At 71.7% G+C, this 15,345-nt stretch carries 11 protein-coding genes; 6 read left to right on the forward strand and 5 right to left on the reverse strand.

The genetic code is table 11. The features are described 5' to 3' along the window. From ACIQRW_RS23905 to ACIQRW_RS23920, 4 genes are all read left to right on the forward strand, one after another. The gene (locus ACIQRW_RS23905) at window positions 1-1,131 is read left to right on the forward strand and encodes an AAA family ATPase (protein WP_403763817.1); all 1,131 of its coding nucleotides are present in this window, start codon (window positions 1-3) and stop codon (window positions 1,129-1,131) included. Further along, complete coding sequence (locus tag ACIQRW_RS23910) at window positions 1,128-3,986, forward strand: DUF5682 family protein (RefSeq protein WP_403763819.1); 2,859 nt, start codon at window positions 1,128-1,130, stop codon at window positions 3,984-3,986. The genes ACIQRW_RS23905 and ACIQRW_RS23910 overlap by 4 nt, the downstream gene beginning before the upstream one ends. 188 nt (window positions 3,987-4,174) lie before the next feature. Then, the gene (locus ACIQRW_RS23915) at window positions 4,175-5,062 is read left to right on the forward strand and encodes an SIS domain-containing protein (protein ID WP_265597528.1); all 888 of its coding nucleotides are present in this window, start codon (window positions 4,175-4,177) and stop codon (window positions 5,060-5,062) included. Between the two features lie 49 nt (window positions 5,063-5,111). Further along, window positions 5,112-5,981: a ketose-bisphosphate aldolase gene (locus ACIQRW_RS23920; RefSeq protein WP_403763821.1), complete on the forward strand. Its 870-nt coding sequence runs from the start codon at window positions 5,112-5,114 to the stop codon at window positions 5,979-5,981. An 84-nt stretch (window positions 5,982-6,065) separates the two neighbouring features. On the opposite strand, the gene ACIQRW_RS23925 is transcribed toward ACIQRW_RS23920, so the two are convergent. From ACIQRW_RS23925 to ACIQRW_RS23945, 5 genes are all read right to left on the reverse strand, one after another. Further along, entirely contained in the window at window positions 6,066-7,103 is a 1,038-nt protein-coding gene (locus ACIQRW_RS23925) for a hydroxyacid dehydrogenase (RefSeq protein ID WP_403763823.1), read from the reverse strand. Beyond that, entirely contained in the window at window positions 7,100-8,029 is a 930-nt protein-coding gene (locus ACIQRW_RS23930; RefSeq protein ID WP_403763825.1) for a carbohydrate ABC transporter permease, read from the reverse strand. The genes ACIQRW_RS23925 and ACIQRW_RS23930 overlap by 4 nt, the downstream gene beginning before the upstream one ends. Then, window positions 8,026-9,036, reverse strand: coding sequence for a carbohydrate ABC transporter permease (locus tag ACIQRW_RS23935; RefSeq protein WP_403763827.1), 1,011 nt, complete (start codon window positions 9,034-9,036; stop codon window positions 8,026-8,028). The genes ACIQRW_RS23930 and ACIQRW_RS23935 overlap by 4 nt, the downstream gene beginning before the upstream one ends. An 83-nt stretch (window positions 9,037-9,119) precedes the next feature. Continuing rightward, on the reverse strand, window positions 9,120-10,427 hold the full coding sequence (locus tag ACIQRW_RS23940; RefSeq protein WP_403763829.1) for an ABC transporter substrate-binding protein: 1,308 nt from the start codon (window positions 10,425-10,427) through the stop codon (window positions 9,120-9,122). Window positions 10,428-10,649: 222 nt separating this feature from the next. Next, entirely contained in the window at window positions 10,650-11,786 is a 1,137-nt protein-coding gene (locus ACIQRW_RS23945; RefSeq protein ID WP_403763831.1) for a substrate-binding domain-containing protein, read from the reverse strand. 403 nt (window positions 11,787-12,189) lie between these two features. Between ACIQRW_RS23945 and ACIQRW_RS23950 the strand changes: the two genes are divergently transcribed. Both ACIQRW_RS23950 and ACIQRW_RS23955 read left to right on the forward strand, forming a co-directional pair. Then, complete coding sequence (locus tag ACIQRW_RS23950) at window positions 12,190-14,604, forward strand: polysaccharide lyase 8 family protein (RefSeq protein ID WP_403763833.1); 2,415 nt, start codon at window positions 12,190-12,192, stop codon at window positions 14,602-14,604. 112 nt (window positions 14,605-14,716) lie between these two features. Further along, the gene (locus ACIQRW_RS23955; protein ID WP_403763835.1) at window positions 14,717-15,229 is read left to right on the forward strand and encodes a DinB family protein; all 513 of its coding nucleotides are present in this window, start codon (window positions 14,717-14,719) and stop codon (window positions 15,227-15,229) included. Window positions 15,230-15,345: the final 116 nt, after the last annotated feature.

Raw genomic sequence — 15,345 nt, forward strand, 5'->3', positions numbered from 1 at the left:
ATGTCCGACGTGTTGCGCGCCCCCGCCGAGACCAGGTACGCGGAGGAGCTCGACTGGCTGGAGTCGATCGACGACAGTCCCAAGCCGTTCTCCTGGCGGCTGTCCCCGAAGATGGTCCGGCTGTTCGTCCTCGGGTCCGAGCGCGCCGACGGCCTGGACCGCGAGATCTCACAGAAGTGGTTCGGCGACCGGAGCTTCGTCGAGCGCTCGATCGTCACTCTCGCCTCGGACCGCGGTCTGCTGCTGATAGGTGACCCCGGCACCGGCAAGAGCTGGCTGGCGGAGCTGCTCTCCGCCGCGATCTCCCGCAACTCCACGTTGGTGGTGCAGGGTACGGCCGGCACGACCGAGGACCACATCAAGTACTCGTGGAACGTTTCCATGGTCATCGCCAAGGGGCAGTCGCGTGAGTCGATGATCCCGTCGCCGATCATGACCGCGATGGAGACGGGCGCCATCGGCCGCTTCGAGGAACTGACCCGTTCCACCAGCGACGTGCAGGACGCGCTGATCTCGATTCTCTCGGAGAAGTACATCTCCGTTCCCGAGCTGCAGAGTGACGGCACGGACGCGGGCGACAACATCGTCTTCGCCAAGCCGGGCTTCTCGATCATCGCGACCGCCAACAGCCGCGACCGGGGCGTCAACGACTTGTCGTCCGCGTTGAAGCGCCGCTTCAACTTCGTCCGCATTCCGGTCGTGACGAACAGGAAGAGCGAGGCGGAGATCGTCCGCTTCCGCACGGAGGAGCTGCTGCGCCGCCACGCGATCGACCTGGACGTGCCGCCGACGCTGCTCGACATCCTCCTCCAGAGCTTCGCCGATCTGCGGGCCTCGGCCGCCGCGGCGGGCAGCGACGACGAGAAGCTGGAGTCCGCGCTGTCGACGGCGGAGCAGATCGGCGTCCTGGAGGACGCCGTCCTGCACAGCAACTTCTTCGGCGAGAGCACACTGACCGCCCGGACCCTCGCCTCCTCGCTGGTCGGCTCGCTCGCCCGGCGGGACCCGGAGGACCTGGCCATCTTCAACAAGTATCTGCACGGCGTCGTCGAACCGCGCAGCAAGGAGGAGGGCGGCTCGTGGCCGGAGTTCCTGGACGGCGGCCGTGACACGATCGCCACGCTGTCATGAGCGGGTCCCCCACGAACGGCCCCGGGGAGAACGGCCCCGGGGAGACGTCGTTTACCGCGTTGCGCGGGCAGTTGCACGAGGCCGCCACCGCCTTCGCGGACGGGCCGGACGCGCTGGAGGGCATCCTCCTCGGCATGGTCGACGACGTCGACCGGGCGGTGCGCGAGCCGCTGGAGATCTTCCCGGTCTGCCACCACTCGCCCGCCTCCGCCCTCGCCATGGCCCGCCGGCTGCGCGAGAAACAGCCCAAGGTCGTCTATCTGGAGCTGTGCGAGGACATGGCGCCGCTCCTCGACGAGCTGCGCAACTGCCGCCTGCCGGTGGCGGTCCAGGCGTTCGCGAGCGATATCGACGGGTTCCCCGCCGAGTGGGCCCCGCTGTCGGTCGTCGCCCCGATCACCGAGGCCTCCGCCGAGTACCAGGCCATCGCGTACGCCCTCGACACCCCGGGCGTCGAGCTGGTCCTCGTCGACCGGTCCTCCGACCACGTCTTCCAGTGGGACAGCCGGCACGGCGAGCGCGCCCCCGAGGGGGCGACCGGTCCTGCGGACGGGTCTCCGGAGCCCGAAGCGGCGCTGCACGGTGAGGCGGTCGGCGTGGAGATCGGTGACCTGCGGCCCCGCTTCGCGGAGCTGGAGGAGCATCTGCTGCGCCACGGCAAGGTCCGGCACTGGTCGGAGTGGTGGCACCAGTACGTCGAGATCCCGCTCGGCGACAGCGACCACGCCGCCTACCGCCAGGTCATGTTCCTCGTCGGCAGCCTGTTCCGGCGACTCGCCCCCGGCGACGGGGAACGGCTCCGGGTGGACGAGGACCGCGAGCGGTACATGTGGACCCGGATGCGCGAGCACCTGGCGTCGAGCGGGGTGGACCCGGAGGACTGCCTGTATGTGTGCGGCGCCTTCCACGCGGCCAGCCGGGTCGAGGAGTTCGGGGTGGCGGGCGGCGGGTCGTTTCTGATCTCCCCGCGCTCCGCCACCACTTGGCAGCACGGGCTGATCCCGTCCAGCCATGCGGCGATCGAGGCGCAGTTCGGGCTGGCCTCCGGGTCGGTGTCGATCGCCGCGACCCAGTGGGCGAAGAACCTCAAGCGCACTCGGGTGCAGCCGTACCGGCTGGCCGGTCAGGACGGTGCGAAGAAGCCCCGGGCGTCGAAGAAGGCCGTGGCGGCCGTCCCCGCACCCCCGGAGCCGGCCGCCACGGACCGGCTCTCCGGGTTCCTGCGTCGGCCGCCGGTCCTCGACACCCTGGACGAGGCCGAGCTGCTCGGCTGGTCGGTGGACATCGTGCGCGCGGCGCGGCGCAGCGGCTATCTGGCGTCCACCGCCGACGCCATCGCGGTGTTCGAGACGTCGATCCTGCTCGCCGGTATGCGGGATCGGGCCAAGCCCACTCCGTACGACTTCCAGGACGCGGCGATCACCTGCATCGAGAAGGACTCGGTGCCCGGTCGGCGGGACGTGCGCCGGCTCGTCGAGATCATGATGGGCGGCGACCGGATCGGGCGGGTGGGCTACGACGCGCTGCCGCCGCTGGCCCGCGATGTGCACGACCGGCTCGCGCCGCTGGAGCTGAAGCTCCAGCAGCGTGGTGTGCAGCGTGCCCTGCTGGACATGGGCTCCCACCCGGAGCTCGGGGCGTGCTCCGACGTGCTGTGGATGCTCCGCCGTCTGATGCCGCACGGCGCGGCCCGGCCGATCATGGGTGAGCGGAAGCTCGGCGAGCGTTCGATCCAGGAGTCGTGGGACCTGGCGCTGGGCACCCACCAGCGCGCGCTGATCGAGCTCGGTTACGAGGGCGTGAGCATCGAGCAGGTCCTGGAGCAGCGGCTGCGCCGCGACGCGTACGGGCCGAGGGCGACGACGGCGGCTCTCCTCGCCGCCGTCGAGGACGCGACCCTGTATCTCCGCAGCCGCCGCCTCGCCGACGAGCTGGGCATCCGCGCCCTGGAGGTCCTCAGCGCCGAACGCACCGTGGACGGGGCCCCGGAGGTGCTGCGCCGGGTGCGGGGGCTGCTGGCCTACTACCGGACCGGCGAGCCGGTCCTGCCGCCGTGGGTGGAGTCGTTCGTCAAGACTGGTTACGCGCACTACTGCACCTTGCTGCCGACGGCGTTCACCGACGAGGACGTCACCGCCGGGCAGGTGGCGGCGATGCTGGGCTTCCTGTTCAGCATGGAGGGCCTTGCGCTGTCCCTGGGCTGCGACCGGGCCCAGTTGGAGCTGGCCGTCGCCCAGTCGCGTCCCACGGACCCGGAGCGGACGGCGCTCCTGTGGGCGGCGCAGGTGCAGCTCGGCTCCCTGTCCCGGGCCGAGCTGCGGGAGCGCTGCGGCGAGCTGCTGGCGAACCCGATGGTGGTGCCCGCCTACCCGCGTTATCTCAGCGGCTTCGTGCACGCGCTGGTGCCGGTGCCGGGGCTTGCGGACGTGGTGGTGGAGGCCGTGTCGAACGCGTTCGCGCGGCTGCCGGATCCGGTGCTGCTGCCGTGGCTGCCGACCCTGATCACGACGCTGCGCGCCGGAGCGGCGGACCTGGCTCCGCTGTTGATCCGTGAGGCGGGGCGGATCTTCCCGGCCCGCCTCACGGCGCTGGACGCATGGGTGCCGCCGTGGCGCGAGGTGCCGGAAGCCGGTGCGCCGGCCGCCGGCGGTGCGAAGGCGGCCGGCGGCGGGAGTCGTGGCGCCGCGCTGCTCTTCACCCACCCGGGGACACTTGACGCGGTCGCGGGGCTGCTCGGCTGCGACGGCACGTGGGCCGCGCCCGGCGAGGGTCCGGCGGGTCCGGGCGGCACCGCGCTGATAGCCCGTCATCCGGACACCGCGACCGCATGGGAGTCGCTTCTCACGGGCGCGTGAGGGCTGTGCGCGACGCCGGGGAGGACGACCTCGCCCCGGCGCCGCGCCCCTTCGGTCTCTCGGCACCCCAGGCCGCTCCATCGGCCGGGCATCGCAGGCGGCTTGCACAGCCGTCTGCTTGATATTGCTTGAAATGCTTGCCTAATATGCAGCTTCGAGCATCGACCGCCCGGGAACAGGGAGCACAGATGACGCACGTGGCTCAGGAGCTGGCCAGTCAGCCCGACTGCTGGCAGGTGGCCGCCGGCATGGCGGACGGGCTCGCCCACCGGCTTCCGGCGGCCGGCGAGCGCATCGCCGTGGTCGGCTGCGGTACGTCGTACTTCATGGCCCAGGCCTACGCGGCCCTCCGGGAGGGCAGCGGGCAGGGCGAGACCGACGCCTTCGCCGCTTCGGAGTTCCCGACCGGGCGCCCGTACGACCGGGTCGTGGCGCTGAGCCGCTCCGGCACCACGACCGAGGTGCTCGGACTTCTCGGGAAGATCGGTGACACGACCCGCCGCACGGTGGTCATCGGCGACCCCGACACCCCGATGGCTGCGATGGCCGACGACACGATCGTGCTCGAGTTCGCCGACGAGAAGTCCGTCGTCCAGACCCGCTTCGCCACCTCGGCGCTGACCCTGCTCCGCGCCCATCTGGGCCTGCACACCGACGCGGTCGTCGAGGACGCCCAGGTCGCGCTCGCCGAGCCGCTGCCCAGCGGTCTTGTAGAGTGCAGCCAGTTCACCTTCCTCGGGCAGGGGTGGAGCGTGGGGCTCGCCAACGAGGCCGCGCTGAAGATGCGCGAGGCAGCGCTGGCCTGGACCGAGGCGTACCCGGCGATGGAGTACCGGCACGGCCCGATCAGCATCTCCACCCGCTCCACCGCGACCTGGATGCTCGGCGAGGCGCCGTCCGGGCTGATGGACGAGGTGCACGCGACCGGTGCCCGTTGGGTGGCCGGCGGCCTCGACCCGCTGGCGGAGCTGGTCCGGGTGCAGCGTCTGGCCCTGGCCATCGCGAACGCCCGCGGTCTCGACCCGGACCGGCCGCGCCACCTCACCCGCTCGGTCATCCTCAGCAGCACGGTCTGACGGCCCCGGCCGCACCCTCCGCCCGACGGTCCCTCACCCCGGAGTCGCCATGCCCATCGCCGCCACCGGCGATCTGATCGCCGAGGCCGCCGCACAGCACCGTGCGGTCGCCGCGTTCAACGTCATCACCCTGGAACACGCGGAAGCCATCGCCGAGGGCGCGGAGGCCGCTGGATCGCCGGTGATCCTGCAGATCAGCGAGAACGCCGTCGCCTACCACCGGGGCCGGCCGCGGCCGCTCGCGCGCGCCGCGGCGGAGGTGGCCGACCAGGCCGCCGTACCCGTCTCCCTGCACCTCGATCACGTGCAGTCGACCGAGCTGCTGCACCGGGCGGCGGACTGCGGTTTCAGTTCGGCGATGTTCGACGCCGCCCGGCTGCCGTACACGGAGAACCTGGCGGCCACCCGCGCCGCCGTCATGTGGGCGCACGAGCGGGACCTGTGGCTGGAGGCCGAGCTGGGGCAGGTCGGCGGGAAGAACGGGGAGCCGGCGCTCGACGCCCATGCGCCCGGGGCCCGCACGGATCCCGACGAGGCACGGTCGTTCGTCGTGGCCACCGGGGTCGACGCGCTGGCCGTGGCGGTCGGCACCTCGCACGCCATGACCTCGCGGGACGCCGTCATCGATCACGGTCTGCTGGACAGACTGCGGGAGGCCGTGCCGGTCCCCCTGGTGCTGCACGGTTCGTCCGGGGCCTCCGACGAGGAACTGGCCCGCGCCGTGGCGGGCGGGATCCGCAAGGTCAACATCGGTACCGCGCTCAACATCGCGATGACCGGAGCGATAAGGGAGCGACTGGCCCGGGACGACCGGGTCGTGGACCCGCGCCGCTATCTGGCGGACGGCCGGGACGCGATGGCCCGCACCGTGGCCCGGATGATCGCGGTGCTGCCTTCGGGGCGGGCGTACGCCGCGTGACGCTGTGCCGGGGGCACACCCGACGGGGCGTCCCCCGGCGGGTGCTCCCGGCGGGCAGGAATGGGGTACGGGTACGGGTACGGGTCAGGCCTGCTGGTGCAGGGTGCGGGGGTCCACCGCGTGGGCGAACGGCAGACCGCGCGCGTAACGTTCGAGCTCGTCGACGGCGGCGTCCGCGAGTCGGTGGAGTTCGCCGCCCTGGGACCCGGCGATGTGCGGGGTGAGAAGGACGTTCGGCAGGTCGTAGAGGGGTGAGTCGGCGGGCAGGACTTCCGGCTCCGTGTGGTCGAGCACGGCGTTCAGACGCCCGGCGACCAGTTCCTTCACGAGCGCGTCGGTGTCCACCAGGGAGCCGCGTGCGGTGTTGACGAGGGTCGCCCCGTCCCGCATGAGGGCGAGGCGCCCGGCGTCGAACAGATGCCGGGTCGCCGGGAGTTCGGGGGCGTGGATGCTGACGACGTCGCTCTGTGCCGCCAGGGCGTCGAGGGCGGCGCGCTCCACGCCCAGGGTCCGGGCCCCGTCCTCGTCCAGGTACGGATCGTGGACCAGGACGCGCAGATCGTAGGGGCGCAGCAGTTCGACGACGCGGCGTCCGATGCGGGAGGCGCCGACGATGCCCACGGTGCGGCGGTAGTTGCCGACGGCGGGGAAGCGCCTCAGGAGGTTCACCCGGGAGCGGTCCTCGCGGTAGACCCGGGCGCTCTCCAGGATCCGCTTGTTGGCGAAGAGGATCGCCGCGACCGTGTATTCGGCGACCGGGAAGGCGTTGGCCGTGGCGGCGGTGCTGACGGCGATGCCCCGGTCCCAGACGTCCTGGGTGATGTGGTGCTTGACGGAGCCGGCGGCGTGGACGACCGCGCGCAGCCGGGGCATGGCGCTCAGGGCCGCCGGGCCGAGCGGCGGGCAGCCCCAGCCGGTGAACAGGACCTCGGCCTCGTGGAGCCCGATGCGCTGGGCGGGGTCGTCGGCGCCGAAGTCGGTGACGAGGAGGCCGGGGACGAGGTCGGCGACGCGGGTGAGCCGGTCCAGGGCCTCCGGGGCCAGGATCGCCGCGCGGGTCTCGCCGCTCATCGCCAGGACGGTGCGGGGGCGGGTCCGCTGGGGCGCGGCGGAGTGGCTCACTTGACGGCTCCTGCGGTGAGGCCCGAGCGCCAGAAGCGCTGGAGGCAGAGGAAGGCGACGATCAGGGGGACGACGGCGACGAGCGAGCCGATGATGACCAGCGGGTAGAGCTCCGGCTGCTGGTAGACGTTCTGGTTCCACATGTAGAGGCCCAGGTTGACCGGGTAGAGCCGGTCGTCGTTGAGCATCATGAGCGCGCCGTAGAAGTTGTTCCAGTTCGCGGTGAAGGAGAACAGGAAGATGGTCACGAAGCCGGGCGCCAGCATCGGCAGGGCTACCTCTCTGAAGGTCCGCACCTCTCCCGCGCCGTCCATCCGGGCCGCTTCCAGGACCTCGCCCGGTACGTACCCCTCGGAGAAGACACGGGCCAGGTAGACGCCGAACGGGTTCACCAGGCTGGGGATCAGGACGGCCCAGTAGGTGTTGACGAGGCCCAGTTCGGAGGCCATCAGGTAGAGCGGGAGCTGGACGACGGTCGAGGGGATGAGGACGCCGACGAGGACGACTCCGAACCACCGCTCCCGGCCGCGGAAGGCGTACTTGTCGAAGGCGTAGCCGCAGGCCACCGAGATGAGGGTGGAGAGTCCGGAGGCGACGACGGTGTACAGGAGGCTGTTGAGCAGCCAGCGGACGAAGACACCGTCGTTGTAGTCGAGGAGGGCGTTCAGATTGGCCAGGAACTGGAAGTCGCCGAGGCTGAACGGGTTGGTGGCGAACAGGTCCCGGTAGCTCTTGGTGGAGGCGATGAGGAGCCAGGTCAGCGGCATCAGGGTGTAGACGGCGACGACGGCGAGGACTCCGTTGACCATGACGCGGGAGGTGATCCCCCGCCCCCGGCGGTCGGGCGGCGGGGTGGAACGGCGTCCGGCGCGGCGGGGCGGTGTCGGCGCGGGCGGTGCGTCGGGGGTGGCTGTCTGGGTGCTCATGAGGCCTTCCACCGGTTGCCGAGCTTGGTGACGACGAAGGACAGCAGGCCGGCGACGAGGGCGAGCAGGAGGGAGCTCGCGGCGGCCAGGCCGTAGTCGTGGCCCTTGAAGGCCGCGGTGTAGATGGACATGGTCGGCGACCAGTCCTCGCCCATGGTGTTGGCGCGCAGCTGTACGAGTTTGGGGGCGTCGAAGAGCTGGATGGCGCCGACGCACGTGAACAGCAGGGTCAGGACGACGGTGGGCCGGATCATGGGGATCTTGACCTGGAGGGCGGTGCGCAGGGCTCCGGCTCCGTCGACGGTCGCCGCTTCCAGGACCTCGCGGGGAACGGCCTGGAGACCCGCGTAAAAGATGATCATGTTGTAGCCGGTCCACTGCCAGGCGGAGATGTTGACGACCGAGAAGATCGCCTCGTCCTGGCCGAAGAAGTTCCACTGGGCGCCGAGCGCGTCGAGGGCGTCGGTGATCGGGCTGAGCCCCGGTGTGTAGAGGTAGAGCCAGATCAGCGAGGCGATCAGGCCGGGTACCGCGTGCGGCAGGAAGTAGGCGATCTGGAAGAAGCGCCGGGCCCGGGCCATGGTCGAGTCGACGAGCAGGGCCAGGATGAGCGCTCCGCCGACCATGGCGGGGATGTAGAGCGCGCAGTAGAGCGCGATGTTCCCGAACGAGCGGAGGAACGCCTCGTTGCCCAGGGCTTCGGTGAAGTTGCCGAATCCGGCGAATACCCGCTCGGTGCCGCCGAATCCCAGGCCGGAGGACTCCTCGCGGTAGAGGCTCATCCAGGCCGCGTAGATCATCGGCAGGACCGTGACGGCGGTGAACAGTGCGAAGAACGGGATCGTGAACAGGGCGACCGCCCGGCGCTGTCCGCGTCGGGTGCCGGGGCCGCCCGGCTTTCCCGGTCCGGCGGAACCGGCCGGGCCGGCGGGAACCGCGGGCCCCGCGGGCGGCGGCGCGGCCTGGGGCGCCGGGGTCTTGGCCGGCCGGGCGAGTGGGGCTGCCACCTGATGCTCCTTCGGCTGGATGGGGGGTGGGCGGGGAGAGGGGGGCGGGCTGCCCGGCACGGTGTGTCCGGGCAGCCGTGCGGCTACTTGTCGAGCTTCAGACCGCGGTCGGTGACCGCGGTCTCACCCTTGGCCTGACCGGAGCTGAGCATCTTCGTGTGGTCGCTGCCCGCGGCCATCTGCGCCGAGACGACCTGCTGCTGCACCGGACCCCAGGTCCAGCCGGGCACGATGGTGTCGGCGGCCTCGCCGGCCACGGCGTAGACGTCCTGGCCGGCGAAGTAGGAGGTGTCGAACTCCTTCGCCGCCGCGGCGCGCATGCCCTCGTTGGCGGGCAGGGCGCTGCTGGGGGCCTTGAGGGAGCTGAGGCGGGCGGTCATGGCCGCGGGGTCGGTGGTGACCCACTTGATGAACTCGGCGGCCGCCTCGGTGTGTTCGCTGCCCTTGGGCACGATGTAGGAGGTTCCGCCGTACATGCCGGTGCTGGGCTTGCCGTCCCAGGTGGGCAGGGGGGCTATGCCCCACTTGCCTTTGTTGTCGGGGTAGCTGACGGGGAAGGTCCCGGCGCTCCAGGCGGCGCCGATCACGGTGGCGACCTTGCCGGTGGAGCGCTCCTTGGCCTCACCCTCGCCCCAGAGGGGGGTCTTGGAGGCGAGGCCGTCCGCGAGGAGGTCGTCCCAGTAGGCGGCGACCTTGCGGGAGGCCGGGTCGTCGATGTTCACCTTCCAGGCGTCGCCGTTGGTGCCGTACCACTGGGCGCCGGCCTGCCAGGCGAGGCCGGAGAGCAGGGCGGGGTCGCCGCCGCCGAAGTTGGTGATGGCGACGTCGGGGTCGGCCCGCTGGATCTTCTCGGCGGCCGTGCGGTATGCGGCCCAGGTCGTCGGCACCTCGACGCCGTGCTTCTTGAACAGGTCCTTGCGGTAGAAGAGCTGGATGGGCGTGACGTCGAACGGGACCGCCCAGGTGGAGCCGCCGAGGTTGACCAGGGACTGGACCGCTTGGGGGAACTCCTTCTTCACCAGCTCTCCGGAGGTGGGGGTGAGGTCCACCAGGTTGCCCTCGCTGGCGTACTCGGGCAGGGCGGAGTAGTCCATGGTGGCCACGTCGGGGGCGTTGCCGCCCTTGACCGCGTTGGACAGCTTGGTGACGCCCTCGGGCCCCGCGGGCACCAAGGAGAACTTGACCTTGATGCCGGCCTGCGTCTTGTTGAACGCCTCGGCCGTCTCCTTGGCGCCCAAGGCGGACGACCAGAAGGTGAGGGTGACGGGCTTGCCGCCGCCGGAACCCGAGGCGTCCGACCCCGATCCACCGCCGCAGGCGGTGACGAGCAGGGCGAGTGAGGCGGCGGACGCCGCGAGGGCGAGGCGGGACGTGCGGGCGTTACAGGGCATGGGCCGACTCCTACGGGACCTCGAACTGCGGGAGATGAGGTGAACGGCACACATCATTTTGCGCGGAAGTGATCGCCGTCAAGAGCAAATGACCAATTCAATCGAATCGATCATCTACGAGTCGGAGGCCCTGCTCCGAGCCATCGCCCCCTGGACACGCGAAGAGCCGTACCCGCAGGGCCTGTTGGCCCGGGCACGGCTCCTCGCGCGGCACTTCTTCCGTCAGGGGGCGGCGGCGACCGCCCCGCAGGAGACCCGGATCCGCAGGCTGGGCAGGATGTCCAGGTGCCTGCGGGCGGCGGAACTCCGGCCCGCCTCCCCCGCCCTCGGGTCCGTCGCGCCGGGCTCCGTCACACCCAGGCGGTCCAGCAGGAGCCGGGCGGCGGCGGCCCCCACGGCATGCTTGTCCGGGGCCACGGCGGTGAGCGGCAGATCGGCGAGGCCGGCGACCTCGTCGTCGTACGCGATCACCGCGAGGTCCTCGGGCACCCGCACGCCCCGGGCCTGGAGCCGCGGGATGAGGACGATCGCGTCCGCGTCGCTGTGCACGATCGCGGCGGTCACGTTGCCGCTCGCCACGGCCTCGCACAGGTACTCCAGGGTCCGCTCGAAACGCTTCGCCTCCGACCGCGACGGAGCATCGTCCAGCGGAGCGGTCGACACCGGGGTCAGCCCCAGCGCCTCCACGGCGGCCCGGTATCCGACCCGGAGCCGGGGAGCGGTCGGGCTGTCCTGCACGGCGAGCGCGATCGCCCGGTGCCCGAGCCCGGCCAGGTGCGCCACCGCTTCGGCGGCGCCGTGCGCATGGTCCGAGCGCACCCGGTCCAGGCCCGCCGCCGGATGACCGAGGGGTGCCGAGCGTTCCACCAGGACGACCGGGACCTCCTGCTCCACCGCCCACAGCCCCTCGCCCTGCTCCGGACAGCCGCGCTCCCAGCTGGGCGTCAGCAGGAGTCCGTCGGCACCGGTGGACAGCAGTCGGCGGGCCTGGGCCGCGTCCTCGTCGGGGAGGTAGCGGGAGAGCCCGATCGTCAGGCGGGCGCCGGCGGCCTCGACGGTCTGCCGGGCGCCGCGCACGACGTCCGCGTAGTAGTACTCGGTGGTCGGCACCACCATGCCCACCACCAGCCCTTCGGCGGGGGGCGCGGCGGCGGGGCCGGGCCGGGACTGCCCGGTGGGCCACACCACCGCGCCGTGCAGCCGCTCCACCAGGCCCTGCGCGGCCAGCGCCTCGACGTCCCGGCGCAGGGTGACGGCGGACATGCCGAGTTCCTCGGCGAGTTCGGCGACGCGCAGGCTGCCGCGCTCGCGGACGAGCTCCAGCACCCGCTCGTGGCGCTGGTCGACGTGCAGTCGCATGGATCCCCCTGGGCTCGGAGACGGCTGGGCTCGGGCCTGACGGTGTTCCGGCGGCCGATCGGCCGCCGCCCGGGCGACGGGAACCGCTCGGGCTCCTGTTCCCGCACGGCTGCCTCCCGGGACCCGTCCGGCATTGCCTCAACCATATCGATCACATCCGCTCGAAACGATCCGAGCGGGGTTTTGCCCCGGCGCGACGGGCGCACGCCGGTTCACGACCGGAGCGGCCATACACTCCCCGAGAAACGATCGATACGATCAATTCGGCCAAAGTCATTGAGCGAGTCGTCTGGCGGCTGCTAGAAAGTGCCCGCCCGCTCAGAACAGTCGGATCCCGGGAACAGTTCAGCGCCCCGCGCGCCGGGTTCCCGGCGGAGACACGTCACCGACCCGGAGCTCCCCCATGACTTCTGCCTGGTCCCGCCGTACCTTCCTGGCCACCTCAGCGGCGCTCACCGCCGCGGGCGGCGGAGCGCTGATGCTCGCCACGCCCGGCGCCGCCACCGCCGCCCCTGAGGATGATCCGTACGCAGCGCTCCGCACCACCTGGAGCGCGCTGATCCTCGGCGAGGGGTTCAGCCCGACCGCCGAACCCTTCAAGAGCCGGCTGGCCGATCTCGGCGCGAAGGCCTCGCGCCTGCTGGAGACCATGGCGCCGGCGGAGGGTTCGCTCTGGCCCGACGCGGTGTTCGCGGATCCGGACCCGGACACGGACGCCGAGTCGTACGTCTTCTCGGGACGGATGGCCGACAGCTTCATCCGCCTGAACACCCTGGCGCAGGCCTACCGCCAGCAGGGCACCGGCCTGACCGGGAACACCGGGCTGCGCGATGCGGTGCTCACCGGCCTGGAGCACCTCAACACCCAGGTCTACAACGACGGCCGGGCCCGGTACGGAAACTGGTACAGCTGGCAGATCGGCGCGCCGCAGGCCCTGCTGGACGTGTGCGTGCTGATGTACGACGCCATCGCCCCGGAACGGCTCACGCGGTACTGCGCCGCCGTCGACCATTTCGTACCGGACTCGGCGGTCGCCTCGTACACCGGGACCAGCACCGGGGCGAACCGGGTCGACCTGTGCCGGGTCCTGGCCCTGCGCGGGGTCGTCGGAGGGAACGCGGCGAAGATCGCACTGGCCCGGGACGCCCTCTCCCCCGTCTTCCCCCTGGTGACCAGGGGCGACGGCCTGTACGCGGACGGCTCGTTCATCCAGCACACCACCGTGCCGTACACCGGCAGCTACGGATCGGTGATGCTCGGCGGACTCGGCCTGCTGTTCGCGCTGCTCAAGGGGACCACCTGGGAGGTCACCGACCCGAAGCGGCAGGTGGTGTTCGACGCGGTGGAGAACGCCTGGGCCCCGTTCCTCTTCAACGGCCTCGTCATGGACGCCGTCGCGGGGCGTGCCATCAGCCGGGGCGAGGTCGACGACCACCGGCGTGGACACCCGATCCTCGCCTCCGTCGTGCTGCTGGGCCGGGGCGCGTCGGACGCGGAGAACAACCGGTGGCGGGGGCTCGTCAAGGGCTGGGCGCAGCGCGACTACTACAGCCCGCCGCTGAGCAGCCCCTCCCTCGGGCTCACCGCGCTGGCCCGGATCAAGGACGTCCTGGACGACACCTCGCTCACTCCGGTCCCCGAGCCGCAGGGCCACCGGCTCTTCCCCGACATGGCGCGGGCCACCCACCGCCGTCCGGGCTGGGCAGCGTCGCTGAGCATGGCCGACCGGCGGATCACCTATTACGAGACCGGCAACGGCGAGAACCTGCGCGGCTGGCACACCGGGTCGGGGATGCTCTACTGGTGGGGCGACACCTTCGCCAACGGCCAGTACAGCGACGCCTTCTGGCCCACCGTCGACCCGTACCGGCTGCCCGGCACCACGGCCTCGCGCAAGGTGCTCGCCGACGGGGCGGGCGGCGACTGGGGCACCTCGCTCCCCGATGTGAACTGGGTCGGCGGGGTCACCGACGGGAAGCGCGCTGCCGTGGGCCAGTACCTCAAGGGACTCTCCAGCACGCTGATGGCGAAGAAGTCGTGGTTCTTCCTCGACGACACCGTCGTGTGCCTGGGCGCGGGCATCCACGGCCGCGATGGCGCGGCCGTGGAGACGACCGTCGACAACCGCAATCTCGGCCCGACGGGCAACGCCCCGTTCACCGTCGACGGCTCGGTGAAACCCCTCACGTTCCCCTGGTCGGCGACCCTGACCGGGGCGTCCTGGGCGCATCTCGCCGGGCATGGCGGCTACGTCTTCCCGGGCGGGGGCACCGTGAAGGCGCTGCGGGAGGACCGGACGGGCCGCTGGCGCGACATCAACACGGCGGGCTCCACGGATCCGGTCTCCCGGAAATACCTCACCCTCTGGTTCGACCACGGCCAGGACCCGTCGGACGCCACGTACGCGTACCAGCTCCTGCCCGGCGCGTCCGAACAGCGCACGGCGGCACGGGCGGCGGACAGCGGCTGGCTGCGGGTGCTCGCCAACACGGACGATCAGCAGGGGGTGGCGGTTGACCGGCTCGGGCTGACCGCCGTCAACTTCTGGTTCGGCGGGAGCGTCGGGCCGCTGGTGGCGGACGCCCCGTGCTCGGTGATGGTCACCGAGCACGCCGACGGAACGGCGACGGTCTGCGTGAGTGACCCCATGCGGATGCGGACGAGCCTGACGCTCACGTGGAACCGGGCCGTCGCCTCGGTCGTATCGAAGCCGGCGACGGTGACATCGGCGACCGCGGGGGCGTCGCTGCGCCTCGTCTTCGGCGACCTCTCCGGGACGCGCGGGGCGACGCAGACGGTCAAGGTACGGCTGTCCTGAACCGCGTCGGCGGGGGGCTTTGCGGACACTCCCCCACGGCCTGCCGTTCGGATCAGGCCGGGACGTCGGCCGGTCATACTGTCGGCCGGAACACGGACAGGGGAACATCATCATGACGGACGACGACCGGATCGCGCCTCCGCTGCTGGGGAGCGAGCGCGAGACGCTGAGGGCCTTTCTCGACTACCAGCGGGAGACCCTCGCCATGAAGTGCGCGGGGCTGGGCGACGACGCGTTGCGCGAGCGGTCGATGCCGCCGTCCACCTTGTCCCTGCTGGCTCTGGTGCGCCACCTGACCGAAGTGGAACGCGCCTGGTTCCGGCGGGTGTTCGAGGACGGGGCGGCCCCCATGGTGTGGTCCGAGAAGCCCTTCGACTTCCAGGCGGCGTACGACGCGAGCGCCTCGACCCGGGCCGAGGCGTTCGCCGCCTGGGAGGCTGAGGTGGAGACCTCGCGCCGTATCGAACGGGAGGCCGCCTCACTGGATCTGGTGGGGCGTCAGCCGCGCTGGCAGAAGGAGGTCTCGCTGCGCATGGTCATGGTGCACGTCCTGCTGGAGTACGGCCGCCACAACGGTCACGCGGACCTGCTGAGGGAAGGGGTGGACGGCCAGGTGGGGGCCTGAGGCCCCGGACGGTGGCCGAACCCGCGTCCTGCGACCGCGGCGGGCAAAGGGGCAGCCGTCCCGTGCCCCCCGCGGGTCGTTCCGTACGCCCCCTCGACCCCGGTGGGCTCACTCGT

Origin of the sequence: Streptomyces sp. NPDC091287, assembly GCF_044768525.1 — a bacterium.
Taxonomy (GTDB): domain Bacteria; phylum Actinomycetota; class Actinomycetes; order Streptomycetales; family Streptomycetaceae; genus Streptomyces.

Coding starts and splice junctions, on each gene's coding strand:
- ACIQRW_RS23905 (WP_403763817.1), top strand. CDS start 1: ATGTCCGACGTGTTGCGCGCCCCCGCCGAGACCAGGTACGCGGAGGAG.
- ACIQRW_RS23910 (WP_403763819.1), top strand. CDS start 1,128: ATGAGCGGGTCCCCCACGAACGGCCCCGGGGAGAACGGCCCCGGGGAG.
- ACIQRW_RS23915 (WP_265597528.1), top strand. CDS start 4,175: ATGACGCACGTGGCTCAGGAGCTGGCCAGTCAGCCCGACTGCTGGCAG.
- ACIQRW_RS23920 (WP_403763821.1), top strand. CDS start 5,112: ATGCCCATCGCCGCCACCGGCGATCTGATCGCCGAGGCCGCCGCACAG.
- ACIQRW_RS23930 (WP_403763825.1), bottom strand. CDS start 8,029: ATGAGCACCCAGACAGCCACCCCCGACGCACCGCCCGCGCCGACACCG.
- ACIQRW_RS23940 (WP_403763829.1), bottom strand. CDS start 10,427: ATGCCCTGTAACGCCCGCACGTCCCGCCTCGCCCTCGCGGCGTCCGCC.
- ACIQRW_RS23945 (WP_403763831.1), bottom strand. CDS start 11,786: ATGCGACTGCACGTCGACCAGCGCCACGAGCGGGTGCTGGAGCTCGTC.
- ACIQRW_RS23950 (WP_403763833.1), top strand. CDS start 12,190: ATGACTTCTGCCTGGTCCCGCCGTACCTTCCTGGCCACCTCAGCGGCG.
- ACIQRW_RS23955 (WP_403763835.1), top strand. CDS start 14,717: ATGACGGACGACGACCGGATCGCGCCTCCGCTGCTGGGGAGCGAGCGC.